This is a genomic window from Gordonia sp. G4, assembly GCF_057770005.1.
The window spans coordinates 1,607,559-1,630,050 of the sequence record NZ_CM173442.1; the positions used below are offsets into that span (position 1 = coordinate 1,607,559).

General features: G+C 67.5%; 22 protein-coding genes and 2 tRNA genes. 13 read left to right on the forward strand and 11 right to left on the reverse strand.

What is annotated here, in order from left to right:
* Positions 1 to 307 precede the first annotated feature (307 nt).
* The 5 genes from gyrB to AC3B5T_RS07115 all read left to right on the forward strand — a co-directional run bounded on the left by gyrB (position 308) and on the right by AC3B5T_RS07115 (position 6,239).
* Complete coding sequence (gene gyrB / locus AC3B5T_RS07095; RefSeq protein WP_055476359.1) at positions 308 to 2,374, forward strand: DNA topoisomerase (ATP-hydrolyzing) subunit B; 2,067 nt, start codon at positions 308 to 310, stop codon at positions 2,372 to 2,374.
* 44 nt (positions 2,375 to 2,418) lie between these two features.
* Complete coding sequence (gyrA, locus tag AC3B5T_RS07100) at positions 2,419 to 4,908, forward strand: DNA gyrase subunit A (protein ID WP_010843052.1); 2,490 nt, start codon at positions 2,419 to 2,421, stop codon at positions 4,906 to 4,908.
* Positions 4,909 to 5,026: 118 nt separating this feature from the next.
* Positions 5,027 to 5,962 (forward strand): DUF3566 domain-containing protein, encoded by a 936-nt coding sequence (locus AC3B5T_RS07105; RefSeq protein WP_055476358.1) that lies wholly within the window; start codon positions 5,027 to 5,029, stop codon positions 5,960 to 5,962.
* A 66-nt stretch (positions 5,963 to 6,028) separates the two neighbouring features.
* Positions 6,029 to 6,102, forward strand: a tRNA-Ile gene (locus tag AC3B5T_RS07110).
* A 61-nt stretch (positions 6,103 to 6,163) separates the two neighbouring features.
* Positions 6,164 to 6,239 (forward strand) — tRNA-Ala (locus AC3B5T_RS07115).
* A gap of 103 nt (positions 6,240 to 6,342) precedes the next feature.
* On the opposite strand, the gene AC3B5T_RS07120 is transcribed toward AC3B5T_RS07115, so the two are convergent.
* Positions 6,343 to 6,921: a helix-turn-helix domain-containing protein gene (locus AC3B5T_RS07120; protein WP_055476357.1), complete on the reverse strand. Its 579-nt coding sequence runs from the start codon at positions 6,919 to 6,921 to the stop codon at positions 6,343 to 6,345.
* Between the two features lie 100 nt (positions 6,922 to 7,021).
* Between AC3B5T_RS07120 and AC3B5T_RS07125 the strand changes: the two genes are divergently transcribed.
* Positions 7,022 to 7,954 carry a saccharopine dehydrogenase family protein gene (locus AC3B5T_RS07125; protein WP_010843048.1) on the forward strand — a complete coding sequence of 311 codons (933 nt, stop codon included), beginning with the start codon at positions 7,022 to 7,024 and terminating at the stop codon, positions 7,952 to 7,954.
* Positions 7,955 to 7,962: 8 nt separating this feature from the next.
* Here the strand turns inward: AC3B5T_RS07125 and AC3B5T_RS07130 are convergent, their stop codons facing one another.
* Positions 7,963 to 8,529, reverse strand: coding sequence for a dihydrofolate reductase family protein (locus AC3B5T_RS07130; protein WP_010843047.1), 567 nt, complete (start codon positions 8,527 to 8,529; stop codon positions 7,963 to 7,965).
* 73 nt (positions 8,530 to 8,602) lie between these two features.
* On the opposite strand from AC3B5T_RS07130, the gene AC3B5T_RS07135 reads away from it, so the two are divergent.
* Positions 8,603 to 9,172, forward strand: a complete 570-nt coding sequence (locus AC3B5T_RS07135) for a TetR/AcrR family transcriptional regulator (RefSeq protein WP_055476356.1) — start codon at positions 8,603 to 8,605, stop codon at positions 9,170 to 9,172.
* Positions 9,173 to 9,238: 66 nt separating this feature from the next.
* Positions 9,239 to 10,525: a serine/threonine-protein kinase gene (locus AC3B5T_RS07140; protein ID WP_055476355.1), complete on the forward strand. Its 1,287-nt coding sequence runs from the start codon at positions 9,239 to 9,241 to the stop codon at positions 10,523 to 10,525.
* 44 nt (positions 10,526 to 10,569) lie between these two features.
* Here AC3B5T_RS07140 and AC3B5T_RS07145 read toward each other — a convergent pair whose 3' ends face one another.
* Complete coding sequence (locus AC3B5T_RS07145; RefSeq protein WP_055476354.1) at positions 10,570 to 10,821, reverse strand: type B 50S ribosomal protein L31; 252 nt, start codon at positions 10,819 to 10,821, stop codon at positions 10,570 to 10,572.
* 38 nt (positions 10,822 to 10,859) lie between these two features.
* A complete protein-coding gene (gene mrf, locus AC3B5T_RS07150) occupies positions 10,860 to 12,215 on the reverse strand; it encodes a ribosome hibernation factor-recruiting GTPase MRF (protein WP_055476353.1) in 1,356 nt (451 codons plus the stop codon).
* Between the two features lie 102 nt (positions 12,216 to 12,317).
* Between mrf and rpmB the strand changes: the two genes are divergently transcribed.
* The 4 genes from rpmB to rpsR are packed head-to-tail and all read left to right on the forward strand — an operon-like array spanning position 12,318 to position 13,315.
* The gene (gene rpmB / locus AC3B5T_RS07155) at positions 12,318 to 12,554 is read left to right on the forward strand and encodes a 50S ribosomal protein L28 (protein ID WP_055476352.1); all 237 of its coding nucleotides are present in this window, start codon (positions 12,318 to 12,320) and stop codon (positions 12,552 to 12,554) included.
* Complete coding sequence (gene rpmG / locus AC3B5T_RS07160; RefSeq protein WP_004020951.1) at positions 12,554 to 12,718, forward strand: 50S ribosomal protein L33; 165 nt, start codon at positions 12,554 to 12,556, stop codon at positions 12,716 to 12,718. Before rpmB ends, rpmG begins: the two co-directional genes overlap by 1 nt.
* Positions 12,718 to 13,023 carry a 30S ribosomal protein S14 gene (gene rpsN, locus AC3B5T_RS07165; RefSeq protein ID WP_055476351.1) on the forward strand — a complete coding sequence of 102 codons (306 nt, stop codon included), beginning with the start codon at positions 12,718 to 12,720 and terminating at the stop codon, positions 13,021 to 13,023. Before rpmG ends, rpsN begins: the two co-directional genes overlap by 1 nt.
* Positions 13,024 to 13,051: 28 nt before the next feature.
* Complete coding sequence (gene rpsR, locus AC3B5T_RS07170; protein ID WP_083889011.1) at positions 13,052 to 13,315, forward strand: 30S ribosomal protein S18; 264 nt, start codon at positions 13,052 to 13,054, stop codon at positions 13,313 to 13,315.
* 299 nt (positions 13,316 to 13,614) lie between these two features.
* Here the strand turns inward: rpsR and AC3B5T_RS07175 are convergent, their stop codons facing one another.
* The 3 genes from AC3B5T_RS07175 to AC3B5T_RS07185 all read right to left on the reverse strand — a co-directional run bounded on the left by AC3B5T_RS07175 (position 13,615) and on the right by AC3B5T_RS07185 (position 15,511).
* Positions 13,615 to 14,334 carry a type 1 glutamine amidotransferase domain-containing protein gene (locus AC3B5T_RS07175; protein WP_055476350.1) on the reverse strand — a complete coding sequence of 240 codons (720 nt, stop codon included), beginning with the start codon at positions 14,332 to 14,334 and terminating at the stop codon, positions 13,615 to 13,617.
* 87 nt (positions 14,335 to 14,421) lie between these two features.
* Positions 14,422 to 15,270, reverse strand: a complete 849-nt coding sequence (locus tag AC3B5T_RS07180; protein ID WP_014924807.1) for an SDR family NAD(P)-dependent oxidoreductase — start codon at positions 15,268 to 15,270, stop codon at positions 14,422 to 14,424.
* Complete coding sequence (locus AC3B5T_RS07185; protein ID WP_055476349.1) at positions 15,260 to 15,511, reverse strand: hypothetical protein; 252 nt, start codon at positions 15,509 to 15,511, stop codon at positions 15,260 to 15,262. Before AC3B5T_RS07185 ends, AC3B5T_RS07180 begins: the two co-directional genes overlap by 11 nt.
* Positions 15,512 to 15,589: 78 nt before the next feature.
* Here AC3B5T_RS07185 and AC3B5T_RS07190 point away from each other — a divergent pair, with 78 nt between their 5' ends.
* On the forward strand, positions 15,590 to 17,077 hold the full coding sequence (locus tag AC3B5T_RS07190; RefSeq protein ID WP_084817299.1) for an MDR family MFS transporter: 1,488 nt from the start codon (positions 15,590 to 15,592) through the stop codon (positions 17,075 to 17,077).
* Here AC3B5T_RS07190 and AC3B5T_RS07195 read toward each other — a convergent pair.
* The 4 genes from AC3B5T_RS07195 to AC3B5T_RS07210 are packed head-to-tail and all read right to left on the reverse strand — an operon-like array spanning position 17,029 to position 22,290.
* Positions 17,029 to 18,711, reverse strand: a complete 1,683-nt coding sequence (locus AC3B5T_RS07195; RefSeq protein ID WP_055476348.1) for a dipeptide ABC transporter ATP-binding protein — start codon at positions 18,709 to 18,711, stop codon at positions 17,029 to 17,031. The genes AC3B5T_RS07190 and AC3B5T_RS07195 overlap by 49 nt on opposite strands.
* Positions 18,708 to 19,619, reverse strand: coding sequence for an ABC transporter permease (locus tag AC3B5T_RS07200; RefSeq protein WP_055476347.1), 912 nt, complete (start codon positions 19,617 to 19,619; stop codon positions 18,708 to 18,710). Before AC3B5T_RS07200 ends, AC3B5T_RS07195 begins: the two co-directional genes overlap by 4 nt.
* A complete protein-coding gene (locus AC3B5T_RS07205) occupies positions 19,616 to 20,611 on the reverse strand; it encodes an ABC transporter permease (RefSeq protein ID WP_055476346.1) in 996 nt (331 codons plus the stop codon). Before AC3B5T_RS07205 ends, AC3B5T_RS07200 begins: the two co-directional genes overlap by 4 nt.
* A complete protein-coding gene (locus AC3B5T_RS07210; RefSeq protein ID WP_231632753.1) occupies positions 20,608 to 22,290 on the reverse strand; it encodes an ABC transporter substrate-binding protein in 1,683 nt (560 codons plus the stop codon). Before AC3B5T_RS07210 ends, AC3B5T_RS07205 begins: the two co-directional genes overlap by 4 nt.
* Positions 22,291 to 22,492 lie beyond the last annotated feature (202 nt).

The following is a 22,492-nucleotide window of genomic DNA, read 5'->3' on the forward strand; positions in this document are numbered from 1 at the left end:
TGCTGAGCCTCGTGGGCCGTTTTCCATCCCCAAGCCACGATCGAACCGGGGACGAGGCCAAAAAATCGTTCTGAGGGCCTGTTAGCGGCCCCGGATGCACGTTCCAGGGCGAGTCAGGCAGTACACTATGGAGAGTTGTCCCGACAGGGGTGCACAACGACAGACAGACAGCGCCGCCAGGCTACCCGGATGTACCCGCCGGGTACTCCTGTGCGCGCAACCGCCGTGTGCCCCGTCGACAAGGATCGACGACGGATCCGGAGACCACCTGATCCGTCGATGAGCAGAACAGGAGCGGACGCACCTCGTGGCCGACACCAGCGACACCGGACCGAAGAAGAACAAGAAGAAGCCGTCAGAGTATGGCGCCGATTCGATCAACATCCTCGAGGGTCTGGAGGCCGTTCGCAAACGGCCCGGTATGTACATCGGATCCACCGGTGAACGAGGCCTCCACCACCTGATCTGGGAGGTCGTCGACAACTCCGTCGACGAGGCGATGGCCGGCTTCGCCTCCCGCGTCGACGTGACCCTGCTCGCCGACGGCGGCGTCCAGGTCGTCGACGACGGTCGTGGCATCCCGACCGGCATGCACCGGACCGGCGTCCCGACCGTCGAGGTCGTCATGACCCAGCTGCACGCCGGCGGCAAGTTCGACTCCGACGCCTATGCGGTGTCGGGCGGTCTGCACGGCGTCGGCATCTCGGTGGTCAACGCCTTGTCGACCAAGGTGGAGCTGGAGATCCAGAACGACGGTTTCCACTGGGAGCAGACCTACAACTACGCCAAGCCCGGTGCCCTCGAGAAGGGGAGCCCGACCCGTAAGACCGGTACCACCGTCCGGTTCTGGCCGGACCCCGAGATCTTCACCGAGACCACGCGATTCAACGCCGAGACGGTGGCGCGTCGTCTGCAGGAGATGGCCTTCCTGAACAAGGGCCTCACCATCACGCTGACCGATCAGCGCCCGCAGGCCATCGAAGCGCCGGGGGACGCCGACGGCGACGAGGAGAGCACCCTCACCGAGGCCGCGGAGGAGATCAAGTCCGCGGAGGAGAAGGCGGCGGCCGCGGCGAAGCCGAAGACCCGCACCTACCACTACCCCGACGGACTCGTCGACTACATCAAGCACCTCAACCGCACGAAGCAGTCGATCCACACCACGGTCATCGGCTACACCGGGCAGGGCACGGGTCACGAGGTCGAGGTCGCGATGCAGTGGAACGCTACCTATTCCGAATCGGTGCACACCTTCGCCAACACCATCAACACCCACGAGGGTGGTACGCACGAGGAGGGTTTCCGTGCTGCGCTGACCCTCACGGTGAACAAGTACGCGGTGGAGAAGAAGTTCATCAAGGACAAAAAGGAAGACCGCCTCTCGGGTGACGACATCCGTGAGGGACTCGCGGCGGTCATCTCGGTGAAGGTCGGCGATCCGCAGTTCGAGGGCCAGACCAAGACCAAACTGGGCAACACCGAGGTCAAGGGTTTCGTCCAGCGGGTCTGCAGCGAGCACCTCGGTCACTGGCTGGAGGCCAACCCGGCCGAGGCGAAGACCATCATCAAGAAGATCGTCGAATCCCAGCGGGCCCGGATGGCCGCGCGCAACGCTCGTGATCTGGTGCGTCGCAAGACCGCCACCGACATCGGTGGTCTCCCGGGCAAGCTGGCCGACTGCCGCAGCAACGACCCGGGCAAGTGCGAGGTCTACATCGTGGAGGGCGACTCCGCAGGCGGCAGCGCGAAGTCGGGTCGCGACTCGATGTACCAGGCGATCCTCCCGCTGCGCGGCAAGATCATCAACGTCGAGAAGGCACGGATCGACCGTGTTCTCAAGAACACCGAGGTCCAGTCGATCATCACCGCCTTCGGCACGGGCATCCACGACGAGTTCGACATCAGCAAGCTGCGCTATCACAAGATCGTGCTGATGGCCGACGCCGACGTCGACGGCCAGCACATCTCGACCCTGCTGCTCACGCTGCTGTTCCGCTTCATGCGACCGCTCATCGAGCACGGTCACGTCTATCTGGCCATGCCGCCGCTGTACAAGCTCAAGTGGCAGAAGTCGGCGCCGGAGTTCGCCTACTCCGACCGTGAACGTGACGGACTGCTCGAGGCCGGCCGCGCCGCGGGCAAGAAGATCAACACCGAGGACGGCATCCAGCGCTACAAGGGTCTCGGCGAGATGAACGCCAAGGAACTGTGGGAGACCACGATGGATCCGGCCGTGCGTGTGCTCCGCCAGGTGACGCTCGACGACGCCGCGGCCGCCGACGAACTGTTCTCCATCCTCATGGGTGAGGACGTCGCCGCCCGCCGCAGCTTCATCGCCCGCAACGCGAAAGACGTTCGCTTCCTCGATGTCTGATCACGGATCGTCTCGATTCGTAGTGATCGCAGAAAGAACACACAATGACTGACACCACTCTGCCGCCCGCCGGAGGCGAAGGCGATCGCATCGAGCCCGTCGATCTCGGGCAGGAGATGCAGAAGAGCTACATCGATTACGCCATGAGCGTGATCGTGGGGCGAGCGCTCCCCGAGGTGCGCGACGGCCTGAAGCCGGTGCATCGCCGTCTCCTCTACGCGTCCTTCGACGCGGGTTTCCGTCCGGACCGCAGCTATGTGAAGTCCGCGAAACCCGTTGCGGAGACGATGGGTAACTATCACCCGCACGGCGACACCGCGATCTACGACGCCCTCGTCCGGCTTGCCCAGCCGTGGTCGATGCGCTACCCGCTCATCGACGGGCAGGGCAACTTCGGCTCGCGCGGCAACGACGGTGCGGCCGCGATGCGGTACACCGAGGCGCGTCTCACGCCGCTCGCCATGGAGATGTTGCGTGACATCACCGAGGAGACAGTCGATTTCGTCCCCAACTACGACGGCAAGACGAATGAGCCGACGGTACTGCCGTCGCGCATCCCGAACCTGCTGATCAATGGTTCCGGCGGTATCGCCGTCGGCATGGCCACCAACATGCCTCCGCACAACCTCAACGAGGTTGCCGAGGCGGTGTTCTGGGCGCTGGAGAATCACGACGCCGACGACGAGACCACCCTCGCCGCCTGCATGGAGTGCATCAAGGGACCCGACTTCCCCACGGCCGGACTGATCGTCGGCAGCCAGGGCATCAAGGACGCCTACACGACCGGTCGCGGCAGCATCCGGATGCGTAGCGTCGTCGACATCGAGGAGAACAAGGGAGCCACCACGCTGGTGGTCACCGAGTTGCCGTACCAGGTCAACCCGGACAACCTGATCCAGTCGATCGCCGAGCAGGTCAACGAGGGAAAGCTCAAGGGCATCAGCCGGATCGAGGATCAGTCCTCGGACCGCGTCGGCATGCGCATCGTGGTGACGCTGCGTCGTGACGCCGTCGCCAAGGTCGTGCTGAACAACCTGTACAAGCACAGCCAGCTCCAGACCAGCTTCGGCGCCAACATGCTGTCGATCGTCGACGGTGTGCCGCGCACGCTGCGACTCGACCAGATGATCCGCTACTACGTGGCGCATCAGATCGACGTCATCGTGCGTCGGACCCGGTACCGGTTGCGCAAGGCCGAGGAGCGCGCGCACATCCTGCGCGGTCTGGTGAAAGCTCTTGACGCCCTTGACGAAGTGATCGCGCTGATCCGTCGCTCGGCGAACACCGAGACCGCACGCACCGGCCTGATCGACCTCCTCGACATCGATGAGATCCAGGCCGACGCCATCCTCGCGATGCAGCTGCGCCGACTGTCGGCATTGGAGCGGCAGAAGATCGTCGACGAGCTCGCCGAGATCGAACTCGAGATCGCCGACTACAAGGACATCCTCGACCGGCCGGAGCGTCAGCGCGCGATCGTGCGCGACGAGCTCAAGGAGGTCGTCGACAAGTACGGCGACGAGCGTCGTACGAAGATCATCGCTGCCGACGGCGACGTCAGCGACGAGGATCTGATCGCGCGTGAGGACGTTGTCGTCACGATCACCGAGACCGGGTACGCCAAGCGCACCAAGACCGACCTGTACCGCAGCCAGCGTCGCGGCGGCAAGGGCGTGCAGGGAGCCGGCCTCAAGCAGGACGACATCGTCAAGCACTTCTTCGTGTGCTCGACCCACGACTGGATTCTGTTCTTCACGACCAAGGGACGGGTCTACCGCGCCAAGGCCTACGAGCTGCCCGAGGCCAACCGCACCGCGCGCGGCCAGCACGTCGCCAACCTCCTCGCCTTCCAGCCGGAGGAGCGCATCGCCCAGGTCATCCAGCTCAAGACCTACGAGGATGCCCCGTACCTGGTGCTCGCGACCCGCAACGGCCTGGTCAAGAAGTCGCGCCTGGTCGACTTCGACTCGAACCGTTCCGGCGGCATCGCGGCGATCAACCTGCGCGGTGAGGACGAACTGGTCGGCGCCCAGTTGTGCAGCGCCGACGACGATCTGCTCCTGGTGTCGCAGAAGGGACAGTCGATCCGCTTCCACGCCGACGACGAGGCCCTGCGGCCCATGGGCCGGCAGACCTCGGGCGTCCAGGGCATGCGGTTCAACACCGACGACACGCTCCTGTCGCTCAACGTCGTCCGCGACGGCACCTACCTCCTGGTCGCGACCTCCGGTGGGTACGCCAAGCGGACCGGCATGGACGACTACCCGGTGCAGGGCCGCGGCGGCAAGGGTGTGCTGACGATCGCCCACGATCGACGGCGCGGCGAACTGATCGGCGCCCTCATCGTCGACGACGACTCCGAGCTCTACGCCATCACCTCGGGCGGCGGCGTCATCCGCACGACGGCGAAGTCGGTCCGCAAGGCCGGTCGCCAGACCAAGGGTGTGCGCCTGATGAACATCGACGAGGGAACGACGGTCATCGCGATCGCCCGCAACGCCGACGAGCCGGACGAGACAGAGGTCTCTTCCTAAGCGTTAGGGTGAAGACCACTGTTTCTCGGCCCGTCGTCAGCCGGCGGGTCGGGGAGCGGTGGGTTCGGACCCGGCGCCGAGCGAGCAACGTCAGCAACGCCTGAGTGAGGGAATGTCTGTGAGCACACCGAACGAGCCGCATCAGGACCAGAACGGGCGCCCCGCCGGGGGGCCGGCGGGCCCCGGGACGGGTACCCCGAACGGGGGACTGGTGCCTCCGTGGCAGCGAGGACCGGCCGAGGATTCGGCCGGCGCGCCGACCGAGACGTTCACTCGTGACGACACCCGCCGGCCCGGATCGGACGGCAATCCGGGCGGTCCGTCGCAGAACGGTCCGAGTGGCCCGCCGCAGAACAACCCGGGCGGCCCGCCGCAGAACAATCCGGGCGGCCCGCCGCCGCGCGGCGTCGTGACGAACAGCGGTACCGCTGCCGCCAGCATGAGCGGCCAGCAGGCGCCGGTCACCAAACTCGAGAGTCCTCGACGCTCGGGTGCCGCGACGGCGACCGAGGAGTCCGGCTTCGTCGAGTCACCCACGAGCACGATCGATCGGGGACACCTCCCGGCGAACGATCTGCCCGATCTCGATCAGATCCACCACACCGCGGATCTGAAGCGGCCTGAGGCCTCGCAGCCGCCGGGCGGCAAGTCGGTGCCGCGGTCGGCACCGCGCCAGGTGCTCGCCGCAGGCACCGCGCTGCGCGCGGCGGTGCAGGTGCGTCGGATCGACCCGTGGGCGACGTTCAAGATCGCGGCCGTGCTGTCGGTCGTCGGCTTCTTCATCTGGATGATCTCCGTCGCGGTGCTGTATCTGATCCTCGACGGCATGGGCGTGTGGGATCAGGTGAACAACAGCTTCGGAACGCTCATGGCCGAGGAATCGAGCACGAGTGGCGACGTCGTGGGGGCGGGCACCGTCTTCGGCGCTGCGGCCCTCTTGGGGGCCATCAACGCCATCCTGCTGACGGCCCTGGCGACGATCGGCAGCTACATCTACAACATCTGCGCCGACCTCGTCGGCGGCGCCGAGGTGACGCTCGCCGACCTCGACTGACCGAGCTCCTGACCAGCCGTTTTGTTTGTTGGGGCATCGGTCGGGTAATCTCACTCCTCGGTTCAAGGGCCTATAGCTCAGGCGGTTAGAGCGCTTCGCTGATAACGAAGAGGTCGGAGGTTCAAGTCCTCCTAGGCCCACTGCGACGGATGTTTTCGGACATCGGAATTCGCATCCCGCCGAACCGATCCGGTACGGCACGGGGCCTTAGCTCAGTTGGTAGAGCGCTGCCTTTGCAAGGCAGATGTCAGGAGTTCGAATCTCCTAGGCTCCACCACGTTCATCTCGAAGCCGGCATCGGTCGGCGATGTACTGCGACGGCGACGACGCGGCTCCACGAGCCCGCTCGTCGCCTTTCGTGTTTCCGGCGCACTCCGTGGTCACCGCGGTGGAAGTGCATCCAGGCGCGACACCGGGCGGTCGCCGTGCGGCCCGAAGAGATGCAGGATCTCGACCGGGCTGTCGTCGGCCGGTCCGAACCAATGCGGTGTCGTCGGGTCGAACTGGGCGGTCTCGCCGGGTTCGAGGATGTGCTCGTCGTCGTTCAGGAGCACGCGCAGTCTGCCGGCGAGCACGTAGAGCCACGCGTGCCCGTCATGGGTGACCAGTCGCGGCGCGCGCGGGCCCAGGACGTGCTTGAACGCCCGCACGCGTCCCGGGTAGCCGGTGAGCGGGACGATGATGCCTCCCGACGCGATGGACCTCGGTTCGAGGTGCACGCGGGGATCACCGGTTGGCGGTGCGTCGACGAGTTGATCCAGGGACACGCGGTAGAGCTTCGCGAGGGGGAGCAGGACGTCGAGTGTCGGTTGCCGTTTACCGGTCTCCACACGCGAGAGTGTGCTGATCGACAATCCCGACTCCTCGGCCACCGCCGTCAGCGTGAGGTCCCGCCCAAGCCGGAGGGTGCGCAGCCGCGGGCCGATCGCATCGATCAGGTCGGTGAGCTCCGCGGTCATGGCGTCATCTTTGCAGATCCCGCAAAAGTCCTCACCGGTCGCGATCGCTGTCGCCGAGCATGGTCTCCAGGCAATCGGGAAACAGCGAAAGTGGTGTCGGATGGACGAATCGAACGAGCGCGCGCACCTGCGGGTCCTGCTCCTCGGCGGGCGCGGTGCGGTGGGCGCCGTTGTCCGGCGCGAACTCGAGGGGGACGGCCACATCGTGACCGGGACGAGTCGCACCGCACCCGGGGATGTCCGGATCGATCTACGCGACGACCTTGCGGCTCTGCGCACCCTCGCGGCCGAACATGACGTCGTCGTCAACGCCTCCGGCATCGAACGTCCAGACCTCGGTGCCGCGACGGCTCGGACGCCGCTGGTCGACATCGCGGCGTCCGGTGCCTACCTCGACGAGTTGCGCGCCGCCTCGGTCGGACCGGTCGTCCTGGGCGCCGGTCTGGCGCCGGGCCTCAGCACCATCCTGACCGCCGCACTCGACTCCCACGCCGGCGACGACCTTGACGTCCTCGTCCTCCTCGGCGCCGGTGAGAAGCACGGCCCGGCGGCAGTGGCCTGGACGGTCGGTCTGGTCGGCACCGATGTCCACTGCCCACCCGAAGGCCGGCCGGTGCGCAATCTGGGTGAGAGCCGCCGCGCGACCGGTCCGGACGGGCGCACGAGGCGCTACCTCCGCGCGGACTTCCCCGACCATGTCCTCCTCGACGACAAGCCCGGCGTGATCCGCTCGTATCTCACCCTCAGCTCGGCACCGATGACGGCGGCACTCGGCCTGGTCGGACGGATACCCGAATTGCGCAGCACGCTGACGTGGGCACCTCCGCTCGGGTCGGAGGCCTGGCACGTTGTCGCCGAGAATCGACGCACCGGCGAGCGACGGCAGGCCTCGGGCACCGGACAGTCCGAGGCCACCGGCAGGCTGACCGCACTCGCCGCCACGCGTGCAGCGAGAGACCTCCGAGGCACCACGAGGAGTGTGACGATGGCCGACCTCGTCTCACTCGACGACGCGCTCGCGGTCCTGACGTAGGTCCACTTCTACGACGCGGCGTATTCGACGATCGACACCCCGGTCTCGAAGTCGCGACCACTGACCCGACGGAACCTTCTGGGGGCGTAGCGGCCGGGAGCCATCAGGGGAATCCCACTGCCGAACAGCACCGGCTGGCGTTTGAGGACGAACCGGTCGATCTCATCCGACAGCTGCGTCGCGAGGTTGCCACCCCCGCAGAGCCAGATGTCCTTGCCATCAGCCTGTTTGAGCTCGTGGACCACCTCGACCGGGTCACGATCGGTGAACGTCACGCCGTCCACGGGATCGTGTCGGCGGTGGGTGAAGACGTACTGGTCGAGGTGGCGGTACGGACTCGTCGTCTCGGGCAAGCCGGCGGCGTAGGTACTCGCTCCCATGAGCACGGTGTCGAAGATGCCTGCGCTCTGGTCGATACCGAGCGCGGCGGCGTAGTCGGTCGGCATCGTGTCGGCGAACCGATCGTTGATGCCGTCCATGTGATCGCCCTCCATCAGGAAGGCGTCGAACTGGCCGTCCGGTCCCGCGATGTACCCATCGAGACTGACGGCCACGTAGTACACGAGTTCACGCATGTTGTCCCCAATCACTTCAGATGTAGTGGTTGAGAACCTACAGCACTTGTAGTGGTTGGGCTATCGTTTTCCCATGGTCCGAAATGATGACCGGCGGCGAGCCCTCGCCGACGCGGGTCTCGAAGTCCTCGCCGACACCGGAGCGCGAGGACTCACCCACCGCGCGGTCGACCGTGCCGCCGGCGTCCCCGTCGGCACGACGACGAACTATTTCCGTTCTCGCTCAGCACTTCTGACCGGTCTGGTGGAGCGCATCTACGAGCGGCTCGCACCGAGCGACGACTTCATCGCCGAACGGGCCGGACGCACCCCGACCCGCGATCTGTTCGCCGAATACCTTCGCAACATCGTCGAACGCCTGTTGGCCGACCGGGAGGTCACCATCGCGCTCATCGAACTGAGACTCGAGGGGATCCGACGCCCCGAGGTCGCCGAGATCATCGTCGAATGGCGTCGAACCGGGTTCGCCGGGGACGTCGCTTTCAACGAGCAGGCGGGCCTGCCGGGGTCGGCGCGGGAGATCGCCCTGTTCCACTTCGCGGTCGACGGCCTCCTGCTCGACCAGCTGACCGGCCCGTTGCTCCCCGATGTGCCGCTCGACGACATCGTCGACGCACTGGTCGACGGATTGCTGCCCGGTTGAGTACGCGCGGTCCGCACCGGGGTCGGGCCGATGATCGACCGGCGGGGCACCCGCTACCGTGGACAAGTGGACCGCGATCTGCTCGACGGACGCTATGAGATCCGGGGAGTTCTCGGACGTGGCGGCATGGCGGTGGTGCACGACGGGTGGGACCGGCGGCTCCACCGGTCGGTCGCCATCAAGCTGCTGCGGTCAGCGCCAGAGACCCCGGTAGTCGCTCGTGAACGGTTCGCCGCAGAGGCGCGGGCGGCCGCGGCACTCAACCATCCCAACATCGTTGCCGTTCACGATTTCGGCGAGCACGACGGGACTCCGTACATCGTGATGGAGCGGCTGAGTGGCACGACGGTCGGAGACCTCATGGTCGACGGACCGATGCCACCCGACCGTGTTGCCGCGATTCTCGCCGACGTCCTCGCGGCCCTGCACGCCGCCCACGCAGCCGGCGTGTTTCATCGCGACATCAAACCCGCGAATCTGCTGATGTCCGGTGACCGGGTGAAGGTGGCCGATCTCGGCATCGCCAAGACCGCCGGCACGGCGCACACAGCGACCGGTGAAGTCGTCGGCACCATCTGCTATCTCAGCCCAGGACGCGTGCTGGGTCAGGCGGCGACACCTGCCGACGATCTCTATGCGGCCGCCGTCGTCGCGTACGAAGCGCTGACGGGCCGTCGCGCGTACGACCAGGACAATCCCGCCGCTGTCGCGCATGCGATCCTGCACTCGCCCCCGCCGCCATTGACCGTTGTGCGTCCAGACGTTCCACCGGCCCTGCGCGACACGATCGATCGGGCCATGCGCCCCGGTGACGCGGCATCGTTCGCCGACGCCGCGGCGATGCTTGCGGCGCTGTCCGGCCAGGGTGCCGAACCGCTGTCACATCCGGCGACGAGCCGGCTCACGTCCCCGCTGTCGATGACACCGTTGTCGGCGACCCCGTTGACTGCGACACCGGGGCCCGTACCCCCGGTCGGGGGCGGGTCGCCGACGGCACCTCTCTCCACGGGGCGGCCGCGACCACGGAGACGAACCTGGGTCGCGCTGGTCGGCGGATCCGCCGCACTGCTGGCGGCGCTCCTGGTCGCCATCACCGTGGCGGCGACGAGCTCGGACGAGGACGCGCCGTCGCCGACGAACCCCGCCCCTGCCTCACTGCCCGCCGCAGAGCCCTCGATCCCGGCGAGCACCATCGAGACGCCGCAACCGACCCAGACAGAACTGCCGCAGACCGGTGTGCCCCAGACGGGGCCGACTCCGACCGAGAACGATCGGAACGGTAGGGGAAACTCCGGAGGAAATGGCGGCAACGGGAACAGTGGCAACGGGAAACCGAAGGACGACAAGAACTGATTGCCACAGCGAGGCAATCGAACCCGGATGGCCGCCGACTCGGGTCAGTGTTCGAGGTGCGCGTAGCGGCGGCGGAACTTCTCGACCCGGCCGGCGATGTCGGGAATCGTGTTGACCCCGGTGTAGAACGGGTGCGAATCGCTGGTGACGTCGACGGTGATGAGCGGGTACTCGTTGCCGTCGGACCAGGTGACGGTGGTCGGCGACGTCGCGGTGGAGCGGGTCAGGAACTCCTTGCCCGTTGAACCGTCGCGGATGACGACGGGGTGGTAATCGGGGTGGATGCCCTTCTTCATGATGAGTGCCTTCCGGTGAGATGGGTGTCGGCGAGGGGTCAGTTGTCCCGCGGGTCCGAGGTGTCGAGCCCCGGCACCGCGTCCACGGTCGACTCGGCGACGTCGAGGTCGTCGCAGGGGTCGGCGTGGAACTCGCCGAAGGGATCGTCGAAGGTCGACCAGAACTGTTGACCCGCAGCGAGTTCGACCTCGTTGAGACAGGCGTTGCGGAGCGCGTCCTCGATCTCGGCGGGGTCGGCCTGATGGACGAGCGCGACCAGCGACGTGTGCCGGTCGCCGAAGGTCTCGTCCCAGCGCAGTGCGCCGAGAGCACGACGTTCGGCGGGTACCTGCGCGAGTTCGTCGTCGGACATCGAGGCCAACCAGGGACCGCCGTGGGCCACGCGCAGCCCACCGCCTGCCGACTCGAGCCAGAGTGCCTCGTCGGGTTGGGTGGCGATCCAGACTCGCCCGCGCGCACAGACGACCCCGTCGAGCAGTGCGTCGATCGCCTCGTGGAATCGGCCCGGATGCAGCGGTCGATCGCTGTGGAACTCGACCCACGTGACGCCGCAGTCGGACTCCAACGGGGGTTCGCCGGCGAGGAGGGGGTCGTGAGGTCCGTCGATGCGACCTCGTCGTGAGCGCGGCGGCACCGCGGCCAGCAACTGTTCGGCGAGGGTGGGGGTGATCGGGCGCTGGGGCAGCTCGAACATCATGGGGACGTTGGGTGCGAGCCGTTTGAGGACGGCCACGAGTCGCGCCGACGCCCAGGCGTCGCGGACGGTCGGGTCGCACGCCGCGACCACCAGGGCGTCGGCGAAGGCGACCTGCCCGACCGCCACCTGCGCGAGCGTGCGGTCGTCGTCCAGTGCGACGTGCCCACCCTCGGCGAGAGAGAGGTCGCCGGTCGCCGACGTCAGCCAATCATCCTCGGCCACACAGGCAACCGTGAGGTCGATGCGGACGTCGACCGCTGCCGGGGCGTCGTCGAACCCCGGCATGTCGGCGACGATGACGTTCTCGATCGACCACGCGACCTGCTCGGGTTCGAGGACCGGGTCCAGGGTGAGGACGATCCGGTTCACCGACGGTCGACGATGAAGTCGGCGGAGCAGCGGGAGCAGGTCTTCTCTCAGCGTGCACGAGATGCATCCGTGGGCCAACTCGACGATGCAGACGTCATGTCGGCTGCGTCCGTCGGGTCCCCGCCAGCTCACGGTCCGGACGACGCGGCCGTCCTCGACCTGGGTCAGGTCGTGGTGCACCTGGACGCTGCCGGCGCCCCCGCCCTCCAGCGCGTCGCCGACCCGGTGGATCGACGACGCGTCGAGCCCGGTGACCACGACGATCGGGGTTCGACGGTCGGTCGGTCCGGCACCATCCGGGCGGTTCGCGAGTCCATCGTCGAGCACGGCTCCACTCCGATCTATTGAGAATGATTTCCATTTGCGCTCCGGCGACGGTACCGTGGCCGAACAGTTAATGCCAATCATTGTCGATAAGAAGGGGGCAACATGTCCAAGAGGTGCCAGGTCACCGGTCGGGTACCGGGCTTCGGCAAGCAGGTGTCGCATTCGCACAAGCGGACCTCGCGCCGTTGGGACCCGAACATCCAGCGACGCCGCTACTTCGTGCCCGGTGAGGGTCGGTACGTGACGCTGCGCGTGAGCGCCAAGGGGATCTCGACGATCGACAAGCACGGCATCGAGTCGGTGCTGCGCAGGATCCGTGCGCGCGGAGAGAAAGTCTGATGGCGCGCAACGAGATCCGGCCGATCGTCAAACTGCGTTCCACCGCCGGGACCGGATACACGTACGTGACGCGGAAGAACCGCCGAAACGATCCCGACCGCATGGTGCTCCGCAAGTACGACCCGATCGCCCGTGCCCACGTCGATTTCAAGGAGGACCGCTGATGGCCAAGAAGTCCAAGATCGTCCGGAACGAGCAGCGCCGGGAGGTCGTCGCGCGGTATGCCGACCTCCGCGCCGAACTGAAGCGCGCAAGTGTGGCGCCCGATTCGACGCCCGAGGAGCGGATGACGGCCTTACATCGCCTACAGCGGTTGCCGCGCAATGCAAGTCCGACGCGTCTGCGCAACCGGGACGCGGTCGACGGCCGCCCCCGCGGGTACATCGGCAAGGCGGGTCTGTCCCGCGTGCGGTTCCGCGAACTCGCGCACAGGGGTGAGCTGCCCGGAATCCAGAAGTCCAGCTGGTGAGACGGATCCACGAGAACAAGGAATGGTGATGGCCAACAAGAGAACCCGTCGGCGCGACGACGAACCGGTCAAACGCAAACGGAACCTGCTCGTCGCACAGGGCGTGCGCGTCGACGGGCGTACTCCCGTCGACTACAAGGATGTCGCGCTGCTGCGACAGTTCCTGTCCGACAAAGGCCGTATCCGCAGCCGGCGGCTCACCGGATTGAGCCCGCAGGAGCAGCGTCAGGTCGCCACGGCGATCCGCAACGCGCGCGAAATGGCCTTGCTGCCGTACGACTCACGACACTGACGTCCGGTACTCGTGTTCGCGAACGAGCGCGACGAGCCCCCCGCCGCTCCCTGAGGTGTGAGTAGACGCGACCTCCATTGCTCCCTGAGGTGTGAGTAGACGCGACCCCCATTGCTCCCTGAGGTGCGAGCGAAGCGAGCCACGAAGGGCATGGTGACGTGCCTCGCCAGCCCTTCGTGGCTCGTCGCTAACGCTCCTCGCACCTCAGGGAGCGGGAGGGAGCGTAGCTAACGCTCCTCGCACCTCAGGGGGCGGGAGGGGCGCCGCTTGCGCTCCCCGTTCCTCGGGTCGAAAAAGTCCTACTTGGAGCCCTGCGGCACGTTCTCGAGCCGATCGAGCAGAGTGCGTGCCAGCGATTCCGACGACGCGGGATTCTGACCGGTCAGCAGGTTGCCGTCGGCTTCGGTGTGGACCGCCCACGGCTCACCCAGGGTGATCTTGAACCCCGCCTGGGTGAGCCGGTCCTGCAGGAGCCAGGGTGCCTTGTCGGCGAGCCCGGCCTGTTCCTCCTCGGCGTTGCTGAAGCCGGTCACCGTGCGACCGGCGAAGGCGTTGACACCGTCGGAGTTGGTGGCGGCGAGCAGGATCGCCGGTCCGTGGCACACGATCCCGAGCGGCAGTTTCGCCTCGTCGGCCGCTATCAGGAGGCCACCTGCGTTCGAGTCCACGGCCAGGTCCTCCATGGGACCGTGTCCGCCCGGGACGAACACCGCGTCGTAGTCGGCGATGCGAACGTCGGTGAGGGCGATCGGCTTCTTCAGTTCGGGTGCGGTCTCGACGACGTGACGGATCTCGGCCGCACGCTCGGGGGTGCCGATGCTCTCGACCGCGAGACTGGTCTCGTCGACCGGCGGCTGGACACCGTTGGGGGTGGCCACGGTCACCTTGTAGCCGGCCGCACGGAACACCTCCAGCGGCGCGACGGCCTCTTCGGCCCAGAATCCGGTCTTGTGAGTCGAGCCGTCGTTCAGCGTCCAGCTTCCGGCGCCGGTCATGATGAAGAGGATGTTTCGTGTCATCTGAACCTCCTGTGCCCAGGTAGTCGGTGTGGTCGTCGTCCGCCAACGTAGAGACAAACCGCGGTGTCGGCCACGACGCAGGTCAGGTCAGGCGAGACCGGTGAGCTCGGCGGAGCGCTGCCACAGGCCGTCGATCAGTTTCTGGTCGTGGGCCTGACGGTTCTCCCGGCCGTTGGCCTTGTGGCGGTTGAAGTACACCCCGTTGACGCTCGGGTCGGCGCCGCGTTCGGCGAGGGCGATGAGCGGGGCGGCTCCCTGCTCGGGGGTGATGGTCACCAGGCGCGTCAGCGGAGACCGGTAGGCGAGTCCGACGAACCGCGAGTCGCGGCCGAAACTCGTAGCCGCGGGTCCGGGATGGACTGCGGCGGAGTAGATCTTGTCAGCGGTCCAGCGCTGGGCGATCCCGCGTGTGAACAGGATGTTCATCAGCTTGGCGGTGCCGTAGGGCCGCATCCCCAGCGTGCGACGTTTCTCGAAGTCGAGGTCGTCGAGGTCGACCTGGCCGAAGAGGTTGCCCACGCTGGAGGTGTTCAGGACGAGGGACTGCGGGGCCGCGGCCAACCGATCCCGGAGGAGGTGGGTCAGGAGGAACGGGGCCAGGTGGTTGATCTGGAAGTTGAGCTCGTGCCCGTCCGCGGAGCGTTGCGACGAGTCGAACGTCCCGCCCGCGTTGTTCATCAGGACGTCGATCGTCCCCACGGCGGAATTGATCTCCGCGGCCAGGTCCCGCACCTGCGACAGATCCGAGAAATCCGCGGTGAACGGGGTCGCACCGGTCTCCGCCGCGATCGGCGCGAGCTTCTTCGGTGAGCGTCCGACGAGGATGAGCTCGGTCTCGGGTCCGGCCAGGGATCGCGCCGCGATCGCGCCGATCCCGTCGCTGGCGCCGGTGAGGACGATCGTGCGTTTCTGTCCGGACGGGGTTTCACTGGCCATCGGTCGTGCCCTCCGATCCGCCGACCGCGTGACCCTCATCGGTGTGGTCGGCCGGTGGCTGCGCGCCGTCGTAGGACGCTTTGTCTTCCCGGATTCGGTCGGTCTCGCCGATCTCCGTGTCACCGGCGGCCGGCAGAACCGACTCGGGGCCGTCCTCCTCGTCGGGATCGTCGCGCAGATCGGGATCGGTCTTCAGTTCGTCTTCGTTCGTCGTCCAGGTGGGCTTCTCGTTGTCCGGCATCTCTCCACCTTGCCCGAAGACGCACGTTTTCACACCGGCCTTGACTTCAAGCTGACTTGAGGTTGTCTGCTCGTCGTCGTGACCACACTCGACCCGGCCAGCCGGCGCATCGGCCTCATCCTCGTCGTCCCGACCCTCATGGTGATGCTCGACGTGACGGTGGTGACCGTCGCGCTCCCACAACTGACCACCGAGTTCGACGCACCGCTGTCGAGCGTGCAGTGGGTGACCACCGCGTACGCACTGGCTCTCGTCGCGGTCATGCCGCTGTCCGCGTACGCCAGCAACCGATTCGGTGGCCGGCGGGTCTATTGCGCGGCCCTCCTGGTCTTCGTTCTCGGATCGCTTCTCACCGCGTTGTCCTGGAACATCGGCAGTCTCATCGTCTTTCGGGCCCTACAGGGCCTCGGCGGCGGCATGCTGCAACCCGTGGGCATGGCCATCGCGCTGCAGGCGGTACCGGAAGCACTGCGAGGACGGATGATGGCCATCCTGGGACTGCCCACGCTCGTGGGCCCCGTGCTCGGTCCGGTCTTGGGCGGTGTTCTCGTCGACCACGGCAGCTGGCGCGTCATCTTCGCGGTCAACGTTCCCCTCGGTCTGATCGCGGCGGCACTGGCGTGGCGGTTCTTCCCCCGGACCGCTTCTCGCCGCATGCCGCGTATCGACCTGCGAGCGGTGGCCGCACTGTCACCGGGCGGTGCGTTCCTGGTCCTCGGCCTGTCCCGCGCCGGGGACACCGGCTCGCTGCTGGAGGCGTCGATTCTGGTCCCGGTGGGCGTCGGCCTGATGTTGTTGGGCTACTTCGTCCGACGGTCGCTGCGCAGCCGAACACCCGTCCTGGATCTGCGACTGCTGGCACATGCGCGCCTGCGCGGTGGCGTGGTGGTGATGATCTTCTTCGCCGGGGCGTACTTCGGCTCGATGACGATCCTGCCCATCTATGTCCAGTCGGTCCGGTCCGATTCGGCCACCACCGCCGGCATGCTGTTCGTCCTTCCCGCGCTGCTGAGCGGCATCACTCTCCAGATCGCCACGCGGGTGGCCGATTCCGTGGACCCGCGCCGGGTCGCGATCTGCGGGATCGTGATGTCCACGGCGGCGATGACGTCGATGGCCGCGGTGCTCGACGACGCGACCCCGTACCCTGTCATCGTCGCGATCCTCGCTCTCATGGGGATCGGGGTCGGCGCGACGATGCTGCCCACGATGACCGCCGCCACCCGCGACCTCGAAGGTGCGGACACCCCCGGGGGCACGACCATCCTGACGACCTCGAACCAGTTCGCCGTCGCGCTGGCGTCGGCCGCGGTCACGGCCACGATTGCGGCGCTGATGAATTCGCGCAGTGCGGTCGTCGAGGGCCGGGGAGTGGCGGGTGCGATGTCGCTGAGCTCGGCCGAACGCGTCGAGGCCATGCCCGAACTCGCGTCCGCGGTCGCCGACACGTACTACCTCACCGCCGGGCTCCTCGGGTGTGCCCTCCTCGCGGCGGTGTTCGTCATGCCCGCGCGGCGTCAGGCCACCTGGATCCGCGGCACGGCGGCGAGGAGCTCGCGGGTGTAGGGGTGTTGCGGATCGTCGAAGACGGCATCGGCCGCACCGTACTCGACGACCTCGCCCGAACGCATCACCGCGATGTCATCGCTGACGTGGTGGATGACGCCCAGGTCATGGGAGATGAACACCAGGGCGACACCGGTTTCCGCCTGCAGGCGGGCCAGCAGGTCGAGGATCCGTGCCTGGATGGACACGTCGAGGGCCGATACCGGTTCGTCGCACACGATGACGGCGGGCCGTGGTGCGAGCGCACGGGCGATCGCGACGCGCTGTCGTTGTCCGCCCGACAGTCGCGAGGGGTGCCGGTGCCGGTGCTCCTCGTGCAGACCGACCTGGTCGAGGAGTTCGGTGATCCGGTGGTCGAGATCCGCGCTGCGGACGCCGGTCACGCGCAGGGCGTCGGCGAGGATGCGGTCGACGGTCCATCGTGGGTCGAACGAACTGAGCGGATCCTGGTAGATGACCGAGATCAGCCGACGCGACTCCCGGCGCCGGGCTTCGGTGAGTCCAGACCACGGCTCGCCATTCAGTTCGACAGTGCCGGAGTCGGGTTCGGTGAGACCGAGGATGATCCGCGCGGTCGTCGTCTTGCCCGAGCCCGACTCGCCGACGATGCCGAGGGTGCGTCCGGCGGCGAGGTCGAAGCTCACCCCGGCCACGGCTGGTCTGGCGGTGATCGCCTTGCCGCTGAACGACTTGTGCAGGTCGCGAACGCGCAGCGCGAGCGGCTGTTCGGGCGCCGAAGTCGCCGGAGTGCCGAGTTGCTCACCGCTGACGAGCAGGGTGCCCTTGGATGCGCGGGACGGGATCGCGTCGATGAGACCCCGGGTGTACTCGTGCTGCGGGGCCGTCAGCACCTCGCGCGCGTTGCCGTATTCGACGATCTCGCCGTCGCGCATCACCGCCACGCGGTCGGCGAGCCGTGAGACGACGGCCAGATCGTGCGAGATGAGGATGATGCCGTTGCCTCGCGTCTTCGCTTCGGCCAGCACCTCGAGGATCTGTGCCTGGACGGTGGCGTCCAGTGCCGTCGTCGGCTCGTCGGCGATGAGTAGCTTCGGGTCCTGGGCGAGGGCCGACGCGATGAGGGCACGCTGGCGGAGTCCGCCGGAGAGTTCGTGCGGGCGTTGACGCGCCCGTACCCGCGGTTCGGGAACGCCCACGAGGTCGAGCAGTTCGATGACACGCTCCTCGCGGAGCGCACGTCCGAGCCGTGTCGGGGTCCGGCGACCGATGCCACCATGAGCGGTCAGCGATTCGGCGATCTCGCTGCCCACCGTGCGCAGTTGATCCAGGGACACCAGGGCGTCCTGGAGCACGAATCCGATCTCGCGGCCTCGGATGGCGCGCCATTCGCGGTCGACGAGGCCGCGCAGGTCACGTCCGTCGAATGACAATGCGGCGGCGTCGATCTCGGCTCCCGGACCGGTGAGCCCGATGAGGGTGCGCGCGGTGACGGACTTGCCGGAGCCGGATTCGCCGACGATCGCCAGGCACTGGCCGGCATCGACCTTGAACGACACCCCCTTCACGACCTCGCGGCCGGCGAACGAGACGCGGAGGTCGCGCACCTCGGCCAGCGGCGCGTCGGTCCGGACTTCGGTGCCGGAGGTCACTGCCTCTCGGGTGACGACGGTCATCGGCGTTCTCCTTCCAGGCGTGTGCCGAGATACCGGCCCACGGTCGTGAATGCCAGTGCCACCGTGACGATCACGAGGCCGGGGAAGATCTCCAGCCACCAGGCCACGGTGATGTAGGTGCGTCCGGCGTCGAGCAGCGCGCCCCACTCGGGTGCGGGTGGTGGCACGCCGAGTCCGAGGTAGGCCAGTCCCGACGCCCAGATGATGGCCTGTCCCACTCCGAGCGTCACGGTCACGATCATCGGGCGGAGCGCGTTGGGCGCGATGTGCTGCAGGAGGATTCGGCGGCGAGGGTGGCCCAGGGCGGTCGCGGCCTCGATGTAGGGCGCGTTGCGGACGGCGAGCACCTGTCCGCGGACGATGCGGGCGTACCCCGGCGCGATACCGATACCGATCGCGAGGATCAGGGTCACCTGTCCGGGGCCGAAGACCGAGGTCAGGAGGAGGCCGAGAAGCACGATGGGGAAGGCGAACATCACCTCGATCCAGCGATTGGCCAGTGCCTGGGAGACCCGACCCGACAGTCCCGCGGCGATGCCGAGCAACACCGCCAGGACCGAGGCTAGTGCGACCGCGCCGAGCCCGATGATCAGCGATTGCCGTGTACCGGCGATGACGCGGCTCAGCAGGTCTCGTCCCGAGAGGTCGGTGCCGAACGGGTGTGCCCAGCTCGGCGGTTGCAGGGTGGCGTCCAGGTCGACGGCGAGCGGGTCGTAAGGAGCGAGCAGGTTGGGTGCGACCGCGGCCACGAGCAACAGGCCGAGAACCACGAGCGCGGCGATCACCGCCGCCGGCGGCCACGAGCGACGCGGGTGGTGGTCCTGGCCGAGACGCGTGCCGGTGGTGGACCTGCGTACCGCGGAGAGCGCGTTCGTCAATGCGGGCCGGACCGGATTGGTGAGGGTCATGGGACCTCGATCCTGGGGTCGATGACGGTGTAGAGGAAGTCCACGGCGAGGTTGGCGATCGTGTAGACGAGCGCGACGAAGAGAACGATGCCGCTCACCAGCGGGACGTCACGCGAACTGGCCGCCGCGACCAGTGTCTGACCGATACCCGCACGCGCGAAGACGGTTTCGGCGATCACCGCACCGGACAGCAGCGCACCCATGGCCCAGCCCGAGACCGTGACCGCGGGAAGGACGGAGTGCCGCAACACATGTCGAAACCGGACCGACAGGTCACCGAGTCCGCGACTGCGCGCGGTGAGCACGAAGGGCTGGTCCAGTGCGCGGGCGAACTCGTCGCGGGCGATCTGGCCGAGGAAACCGGACAGGGGAATGGCCAGGGTGAGCACCGGCAGGACGAGTCCCCACAGGCCGGTTCCGCTCTCGACGGGAAACCAGCCGAGGTTGATCGCGAACACCACCAGGAGGATCGATCCCACCCAGTACTGCGGCAGGCCCGCGCTGACGGTCTCGATCAGGGACCCGGCCGCGCCCCAGGGCCCGCGGCGGCCCGCCGTGAGCGTGGTGAGGACGAGCACGAAGAGCCACGCGACGACCAGGGCGGTGAGGGTGAGGACGAGCGTGGGCCCGATCTGGTCGGCGATGATCTCGGTGACCGGCTGCTGCAGCTGGAACGAGATGCCGAGATCGCCGTGCAGCAGACCGCCGAGATAGTCCACATACTGCGACCACACCGAATCGTCGAAGCCGTACTCGGCGTTGACCGGAGCGAGTTCGTCCGGCGTGCGTTCGCGGCTCTCACCCGACGAGAGGTTGAGGAGCAGCGTGGCGCGGTCACCGGGTGCGAGGACCTGGAGCAGGAAGGTTATGGACGCGGCGGCCCACAGCACGAAGACAGCGGAACCGATCTTGCCCGCCCAACGGGTCAGGCCCCGCGGTGGGAGTACCTGGCGCCGGGCCGCGGTCACGGCCGGGTCGTCGACCAGGGTCATCGCACAAACCTCGCATCCGCGAACACCGGTTCGCCTTGTGATTTCTCGACCCACACCCCGTGCAGGCGCGGTGACACCGCCAACGACGTCGTCTGCGTGTACAACCCGATCGACAGCGCGTTGTCGCCGATGAGGCGCTGGGCGTCCCGGTAGAACGCCCGGGCCTGCACCGGATCCGGGGAGGCGTTGCCTTGCTCGATGAGACTCTGCAGGCGCGGGTCGTTGTAGTACGCCGTGTTGTGCGGGTTGGGACTGTCCGGAAGTCGCTGACGCCAGTTGATGTAGAGCAGGCCCGGGGTCGGGCTGGTCCAGTAGCCGACGTAGGCGTCGTAGGTCGGGGCCTTCGCGTACTGCCCGCCGAAATACGCGCTCTGGGTGGCGGGGACGAGCTGGATGTCGAAGCCCACGTCACGCGCCTGTCGAGCCACCGCCTGAAGGATCGCGGCACCCTCGGGTCCGACGATCGCGTCGGCGGCGTACACGACCCGAGCGGTCAGGCGCCGTCCGTCCTTCGTGCGGATGCCGTCGTCGTCGCGGCCCGTCCAGCCCGCCTCGTCGAGCAGGGCAGCGGCCGCCTCCGGGTCATGCGGGTAGTTCCCGGCCTCCGGGTCGTAGTCCGGGGTGCTCTGACTGAGGGCGCCGTTGGCGTTGTAGGGGACCACGCCGAGAAACGCCGTCTCGACGGCTTTCCGACGGTCCGCCGAGTACGCGAACGCCTGGCGGACCCGGACGTCGTCGAACGGTGCATGGTCGACGTTGAGGGTGATGGCGTTCGGTCGTCCCGGCGTCACGTACCGACTCACCTGATAGCGGCTGGTCGCGTCCGCCCAGTTGATGGCCGGCACGTTGTAGATGACGTCGGAGGATTCACTGCGCAGCGATCCGTAGCGGAGCACCGGATCCTTGAGGAACTTCCAGATCAGCTTGTCCACGTGGGCCGGACCCTGGTTCTTCGCGTTCGCCGGGGGCGAGGTGTAGTTCGGGTTGCGGACGAAGGTGATGCTGCGATTGCGATCCCAGCGTTCGATGATGAACGGGCCGGACCCGACCGGGCTGGTGCAATTGGCCTTCGGACCACGCGCCAGCGCGGTCGGCGACTGGATTCCGAAGTAACCCTGCGTCAGTACGGTGAGGAGCGGGGTGTACGGGGACCTGAGGTTCATCCGGTAGGTCAGCGGCCCGACGACCTCGTCGGACTCGAAGTACTTGCCGATATAGGACACCACCGTGCCGTTGGGCTTGTCTGGATTCAGATACGACGCGAAGGTGGCACGGACGGCTTCGGCGTCGAGCGGCGTGCCGTCGCTGAATTCGACGCCGGGCTTGAGATGGAAGGTGTACGAGCGTCCGTCGGGGGAGACGTCCCAGCGGGTGGCCAGCCACGGCACCACTCGACCCGAGTCGTCCAGCGATACCAGGTTGTCGAGGTATTGCCGTGCCAGATAGGCGTTCTGGACCCACCCTCCGTGCACGCAGGGCGGCTCCTGCTCATGGCCGTAGGAGATGGTCCCGCCCGAGACGTACTGGCCCGGCGTGGCGGAGACCCCCGTCGACTCGCCGTCGCCGGTGCGCGGCTGGGCACATCCCGCGAGCAATGCCGCACAGGTCAGAGCGATGCCGACCGCGGGTAGCAGGCGGGATGGCCGCGGTCGTCGCAGCACAGGACTTCGTGGCAGCACAGAACTCTCCTCGGGCAGCACAGATGGCGGCGAACGCGGCTCGAGGTCCTGGTACACGACAGCGCGAGCCCGGCGTCGGGATGGGAATCACCACAAAGTAGGGGCTTCGGACGGTGTCGGGCACCCCTTGAGGCCACCGTGATCCGAAGTCGCCGCACGCGCGTCCTCGTCCGTAACGTCGCGCTGAGTCCGCCGCCTCGTG

Coding starts and splice junctions, on each gene's coding strand:
- gyrA (WP_010843052.1), top strand. CDS start 2,419: ATGACTGACACCACTCTGCCGCCCGCCGGAGGCGAAGGCGATCGCATC.
- AC3B5T_RS07120 (WP_055476357.1), bottom strand. CDS start 6,921: ATGACCGCGGAGCTCACCGACCTGATCGATGCGATCGGCCCGCGGCTG.
- AC3B5T_RS07125 (WP_010843048.1), top strand. CDS start 7,022: ATGGACGAATCGAACGAGCGCGCGCACCTGCGGGTCCTGCTCCTCGGC.
- AC3B5T_RS07130 (WP_010843047.1), bottom strand. CDS start 8,529: ATGCGTGAACTCGTGTACTACGTGGCCGTCAGTCTCGATGGGTACATC.
- AC3B5T_RS07135 (WP_055476356.1), top strand. CDS start 8,603: ATGGTCCGAAATGATGACCGGCGGCGAGCCCTCGCCGACGCGGGTCTC.
- AC3B5T_RS07145 (WP_055476354.1), bottom strand. CDS start 10,821: ATGAAGAAGGGCATCCACCCCGATTACCACCCCGTCGTCATCCGCGAC.
- rpmB (WP_055476352.1), top strand. CDS start 12,318: ATGTCCAAGAGGTGCCAGGTCACCGGTCGGGTACCGGGCTTCGGCAAG.
- rpmG (WP_004020951.1), top strand. CDS start 12,554: ATGGCGCGCAACGAGATCCGGCCGATCGTCAAACTGCGTTCCACCGCC.
- rpsN (WP_055476351.1), top strand. CDS start 12,718: ATGGCCAAGAAGTCCAAGATCGTCCGGAACGAGCAGCGCCGGGAGGTC.
- rpsR (WP_083889011.1), top strand. CDS start 13,052: ATGGCCAACAAGAGAACCCGTCGGCGCGACGACGAACCGGTCAAACGC.
- AC3B5T_RS07175 (WP_055476350.1), bottom strand. CDS start 14,334: ATGACACGAAACATCCTCTTCATCATGACCGGCGCCGGAAGCTGGACG.
- AC3B5T_RS07180 (WP_014924807.1), bottom strand. CDS start 15,270: ATGGCCAGTGAAACCCCGTCCGGACAGAAACGCACGATCGTCCTCACC.
- AC3B5T_RS07185 (WP_055476349.1), bottom strand. CDS start 15,511: ATGCCGGACAACGAGAAGCCCACCTGGACGACGAACGAAGACGAACTG.
- AC3B5T_RS07195 (WP_055476348.1), bottom strand. CDS start 18,711: ATGACCGTCGTCACCCGAGAGGCAGTGACCTCCGGCACCGAAGTCCGG.
- AC3B5T_RS07200 (WP_055476347.1), bottom strand. CDS start 19,619: ATGACCCTCACCAATCCGGTCCGGCCCGCATTGACGAACGCGCTCTCC.
- AC3B5T_RS07205 (WP_055476346.1), bottom strand. CDS start 20,611: ATGACCCTGGTCGACGACCCGGCCGTGACCGCGGCCCGGCGCCAGGTA.